This window comes from Nostoc sp. NMS7 (assembly GCF_017115085.1).
In the GTDB taxonomy this organism is placed as follows: Bacteria; Cyanobacteriota; Cyanobacteriia; order Cyanobacteriales; family Nostocaceae; genus Nostoc.
Map to the genome: position 1 here is coordinate 1 of NZ_JABXKJ010000121.1, position 5331 is coordinate 5331.

Below are 5331 nucleotides of genomic sequence, written 5' to 3' on the forward strand. Positions count from 1 at the left end.
GGGATTGGTTTGATTGCTTTTTTCTCTGTCCATGATTCTCTCACCCGGCGATCGCCTTAACAACTCCAACTAATTTTTTCCCAATTTGGGAATAGATTACTGGCAAGGAATTTACTGTAATGCCTGTAAATACGGGAATATAGGACTACAACGGCTAGATTGCAATTCCAGATTTTGAGTGTTGCGTAGTTTACCTTTCCGGTGGCATCGCCCTCAGTCCTTTGCTAGTAATGCTGCTGTAATAAGGGATAAAGTGCTGCTGCAATTTGCTGGAATTTTTCACCATCTGGATATGGACAACTAATTTCCTCCCCATCTTCATTACTCCAAGATTTAGTATAGTAATCAAAAGTTAATATCGCTCCTCGCCACCATCCAGATATTGACAGTTGACCATATCCATAACCAACTTTGAAATCTGCTGTTTTATCACGCCCTGCTGAATAGATATTAATTGACTTTGATGCTGCCAAGTTCGACAGATGCGGCAACTATAGCCCCAATCATATTTTAAATCCTTGTAATGATGGGTTTTCATTTCGCAATTGCGGCAGTATAAGAATTTTGAAAGGTCTAATGTAGGTGTCATAAAAAAGAAAATTGAAAGATAGTTATATATTTCCCAATTTAACAGAAGTTTTATTCAATTTTATTTGACTTCCTCGCTTCATTTGCTAAAGCTATACTCTGTGCTGCCGCCCCCGTTATAAAGCCAATTGGTGCAACTGCGATCGCTAGTCCGGGACGAAGCCAGATAGTCAACAAACAAGAAAGTCCGCTACACATCAAACCCGCATAGCTGAATTTTTGGGTTATTTTACTTGATTTAACCCTATGAATAAGCCTGTCAATTTTTATTATAAAAAATTTGATGTTTCAGTACTATTTACTTTTAATGTATTTTATATATCTTAAACAGGCTCGGTTTTTACTTAAAGTTACCATGCTCTGGAGGTATTTTGATAATGTATCAATTAAGTTATCTAAAATTTGACTAACCCAAGTGTTTTTTTCTCACTTGTGAGAAATCTGGGTTCGACATGACAGTGTGTACAGGAAAGGTTACAACGCTTACCTAGATTAATTTGTAAAACAGTAATTCCTTTTTTTGTCAAAGGTAAACTGAGTTTATTTTTAAAGGCTGTGACTGCTGTATTTAAGATAACTTTTGGTTGAGTTTGCATTAGTTACTATTCCTTATATAGCGGTTCTCGGTCTTTGTGAGGTACAAGAACCCCACCCCCAACCCCCTAAGAGCAAGCGAGGAGGGGGCTATGATGTACCTCATCTGACTAATAAACGCTATACCATTTCTTTGTGAGGCTGCGCCAAACCATTTTAACTTCTTTCTTTCTTTCTTTCTTTTTTTGCGTCCTTCTCTATGAGACGCTGCGCGTAGCTTGCTTGGACGTAGGAGTATGCGGTTTGTTTTTCTTTCTTGTACTTAAATAATGTTTTAGCGCATCTTCATACAGAATTGATATTAAATATGGCATAAACAAATATATTTAAACTTTCTAAGTTTGTAATAATCTGTAGGTTATTCCACTAATAATTGCAGCAGTAGGTAAAGTTAAAAGCCATGATAATACTATCTGATAAAAAACCCCCATATTCGCTTTTTTAGCAATTAATCCTACTCCAAAAATCGAAGCGACTGAAACATAAGTGGTGGAAACTGGCAGCCCAAACAGACTAGCTGCAATCACCAGAACTCCAGTTACTATATTTGCTGATAAGCCTTGAGGATGATTCATTGAGGTAATTTTTGTACTCATGGTGACAGCAACTTTTTGGGAGTTGAGTAAACCGCCAAGTGCCATTGCGATCGCTATTGTGATCATTCCTCCCTGAATCGAGAAATACTCAATAATCAAAATGAGCGAAACAATCTTAGGAGTGTCATTTAATCCTCTAGCAAAACTGACAATTCCAGCGCTGATAAAATGGCAAGTATCAATCATTTTCTGATTGATTGGTAGCTTAAATTTAGAATTGATATAGTTAGATAAGCTGTAAATTCCTGCTCCCAAGGGAATAGCAATGATTGGACTGAGTAATAGAGGCAAAATAAAGGAAGTTCCCAAAGCGGCAAAATTAACTTTGAGTCCGATCGCAACTAATCCAGCGCCAATAATAGCACCTGTTATACTGTGAGTTGTAGAAATGGGAAATCCCATTAGGGCGGCTATAAGTACAGTTAAACCAGCTGCGATCGCTACTGCTATATGAAACTCTGGGGTATTAGCGATCGCATCCGGCAATAGTCCTTTTCCAGAGAAGTTTTTAACTAGTGTACTTGCTAAAAAAGTCGCAGCTACTGCACCAGCCAAAGTTGTAAAAGTTGCCCACAAAATTGCTGTTTGATAGCTGGTAGTTCTGCTACCAAACAGCGTTGCTGCCCCTTGAAAATTGTCATTTGCACCATTTGAATGTGCCAAAAAAAGCGTAGCTAAAAACAAACTAATTAACAACATCTTGGGGCTTATAAATTAACAGCAACCACCACCGCTATAGTGCCAGGTTGAATTGGTCACAATTATTTCTGATGGCTTGATAGCCACAAGTTTAGCAGCAGTTTTATCACACACTGCTGCGGGAATACCTCGTTGGAGTAGATGAGCTGCTGAATCGTCAAAGCAGGGTGACAAACCAGCGTAAATTGCTGTTTTACCAGTGAAAATACAAGCACTATCTTCGGGAATAGCAACTTTTAAAGAGACAGAATCCAGGCTTTCTAAAAGTAGGTGTTCTTCTAAATTATAAGTTTGGCAATCTAGAAGACGATAAGGACGACGGGCGCGAATTTCAACTTGACCAAAGCCAGCATTTATAATCCGTTCAGTATACTCTTGATAGGTGAGTGCGCCTGATAAACACATGGCTCTGAGTCGTTCATCTTGTTGAAGATGTGCTGGAATTTGACTAGTCGCAATTGGATCGCTCATCTGCAAGCGTCCGCCTGGTTTTAATACCCGATAGGCTTCTTTTAAAGCACGGGTTAAATCTTCTGGTTCAAAGATATTGAAAAGGCAATTTTGCGCCACGATATCGACGCTAGCATCAGCAACGGGTAAGTTAAAAGCATCGCCTTCACGGATTTCTACAAAACTGATGTCAAACCAGGGGTTTTGTTGAGCAGCAATTTCTAGATTACGTGCGGCGGCTGACCGCATGGCTGCAACTGGTTCAACGGCAATTACAGCACCTGCATGGCGGGAAAAATAAGCAAATTGCAACGCTTCTAAGCCACCACCAACGCCCACATACAGCACAGTTGGTTGATTTCCTAGTTCGGTGGGGTGAACAGTCGTGCCACAACCATAGTTCATTTCCTGCATTAACAAAGAAATTTTTAATCCTGGTAATTGCAGGGGTGTACTTTGCACACAACAAAGTCCAACTTGCGGGGTTTGGGCAACTTCACGGCAGAATTGCGCTGCTGTTTCTAGATAGGTCATGCCATTTTAGATATTAGATGATCATAGTTTTGTGCATCCTAGTCTAATTAAAACTCCGAGTTGGATGAGTTTTTGGCAATCCCAGCAAAAACCCCAAATCTTCATAAAACAAGAGACTTTGGGGCATCTGCGTTAATCTAGACTTAATCATCCAAGGTGTAAATCAAATTCTTTAGCAGTTAACTGAATTAACCGATGATCTCGGTAGACTTCCCGCGTGCGACGATTTCAACTCAAGTCTTCAAATTCTAAAATATCTGTACCGTCTGCTTGCTGGCTTCTTCGCAGGTGGGTGCGGACTCTGGCTAATAATTCATCAACGCTGAAGGGTTTAACGAGGTAATCATCAGCACCAGCGTCTAAGCCTGCAATGCGATCGCTCACTTCATCTTTAACGGTTAATAATATTATCGGCAGTTGATCACTAATACTTCGCAGGCGGCGGCAAATTTCCAACCCAGACAAACCTGGCAACATCCAGTCCAAAATTACTAAATCTAGATGTAGCTTACGGGCTGCGGTGAGTGCAGTTAATCCATCGTAGGCAATACTGACTTGATAGCCTTCATAATTCAATTCCAATTCGACAAATCGTGCCAGTTTGACATCATCTTCAACCAGTAAGATGTGCGTCATGATGATGTTAATGATTTCAGCAAGGTACGGTAAGCAACTATAAGGTCTGGAAAGGAAACACTTGATTGAGGTGCTAGCTACTGAATAGCCAAACATCTAATTAGGTGTACGCTAGCTTAGTATAAATCTGAGTAAGCAACAACCGTAAGTCTGCAATTAGTGATCGCTGCTTGATCAAACAGGACTTACGCAAACAATAGCCAAAAAGAGTGATTTTCACCTAGGGGCAATTCATGTAGCTTTAGCTGACCGCAGGGTATTGCCCCAGAGCGTGTGTAGTTTTGCATCAGTCCTATAGGCGCATCTTCTTTCCAGAAATCCTATAACCCTACAAAAGCCCAGTATTACAAACAATTTAGAACCGCTATAGTTAACTTGTGTTGTTAACCAACTTCTTGGAGGCGCAGCTAAACTTACCCTAAAAAAGCATCAAGCTTCCGGGAAGCTGCGAAAACTAATGACTTATGACTTTTTCAGTAACAAAAAACTACTTTTTGACCGATGGGCACCAAGTTATGACTGGCTCTTTCCTTCAGTGTTTTATCGAGCCGTTCACAAACGCTTGTTGCAGTACGTCGATTTACCAAAGCCAGCAAATGTACTTGATATCGGCTGTGGTACTGGACGTTTACTTGAGCGCCTTGCTACTCAATTTCCCGACCTGCGAGCCACCGGATTGGATTTATCTGCTAATATGTTGCGGGTAGCAAGACAGAGCAACCGTCACCGTCCACGTTTAATTTATATTGAGGGCAAAGCTGAGTCTCTTCCCTTTGCTGATGGTCAATTTGATGCCGTTTTCAGCACTATCAGCTTTTTGCACTATTTGGAACCTAAACAAGTAGTTAGTGAAATAGCACGGGTACTTTCTCCCGGTGGACGCTTTTATTTGGTTGACATTACCTCCAAAAAAGAGACAGAACCTCAATTCTTGCCAGTCTCTCCCCGGGGAATTAGACTCTACAGCCCTAATCAACGTCAACTTCTTGGCTCATCTGGCGGATTATTGTGTTTGAATCACCACTATTTATTAGGGCCAGTCTTACTAACGATTTTTGCTAAACCTCCGTTGGATTGATGGATAACTTTCTCCCCTTAAAAAGGCTTGCTTTAATTCTCTCCTTTTTAAGGTGACTTCGAGGAACTAAAAAACAGCAGGTAATACTGTTTGACTTTAATTAGACCTCTTGCAGAATTCCTTTTATGTTATGATTAGGGGTTTTGCTTTAGTGCC

Annotated in this window: 5 protein-coding genes and 2 pseudogenes; 1 reads left to right on the forward strand and 6 read right to left on the reverse strand. The window is 40.5% G+C overall.

What is annotated here, in order from left to right:
* Positions 1–224 precede the first annotated feature (224 nt).
* From HWQ38_RS12275 to HWQ38_RS12300, 6 genes and pseudogenes are all read right to left on the reverse strand, one after another.
* The gene (locus HWQ38_RS12275) at positions 225–491 is read right to left on the reverse strand and encodes a hypothetical protein (protein WP_292793698.1); all 267 of its coding nucleotides are present in this window, start codon (positions 489–491) and stop codon (positions 225–227) included.
* Between the two features lie 148 nt (positions 492–639).
* Positions 640–762: a hypothetical protein gene (locus tag HWQ38_RS12280; protein WP_292793701.1), complete on the reverse strand. Its 123-nt coding sequence runs from the start codon at positions 760–762 to the stop codon at positions 640–642.
* 272 nt (positions 763–1034) lie between these two features.
* Positions 1035–1184, reverse strand: a pseudogene (locus HWQ38_RS12285) (DUF3641 domain-containing protein); the annotation flags it as partial.
* Positions 1185–1517: 333 nt separating this feature from the next.
* A complete protein-coding gene (locus HWQ38_RS12290; RefSeq protein ID WP_292793704.1) occupies positions 1518–2441 on the reverse strand; it encodes an inorganic phosphate transporter in 924 nt (307 codons plus the stop codon).
* A 51-nt stretch (positions 2442–2492) separates the two neighbouring features.
* Positions 2493–3461 carry an arsenosugar biosynthesis arsenite methyltransferase ArsM gene (gene arsM, locus HWQ38_RS12295; RefSeq protein WP_292793705.1) on the reverse strand — a complete coding sequence of 323 codons (969 nt, stop codon included), beginning with the start codon at positions 3459–3461 and terminating at the stop codon, positions 2493–2495.
* A 159-nt stretch (positions 3462–3620) separates the two neighbouring features.
* A pseudogene (locus HWQ38_RS12300) lies at positions 3621–4097 on the reverse strand (response regulator transcription factor); the annotation flags it as partial.
* 457 nt (positions 4098–4554) lie between these two features.
* Here HWQ38_RS12300 and HWQ38_RS12305 point away from each other — a divergent pair.
* Positions 4555–5175, forward strand: coding sequence for a class I SAM-dependent methyltransferase (locus HWQ38_RS12305; protein WP_292793706.1), 621 nt, complete (start codon positions 4555–4557; stop codon positions 5173–5175).
* Positions 5176–5331: the final 156 nt, after the last annotated feature.

Excerpts from the sequence above, each read along its gene's own strand:
- arsM (WP_292793705.1), bottom strand. The coding sequence starts at position 3,461 with ATGACCTATCTAGAAACAGCAGCGCAATTCTGCCGTGAAGTTGCCCAA.
- HWQ38_RS12305 (WP_292793706.1), top strand. The coding sequence starts at position 4,555 with ATGACTTATGACTTTTTCAGTAACAAAAAACTACTTTTTGACCGATGG.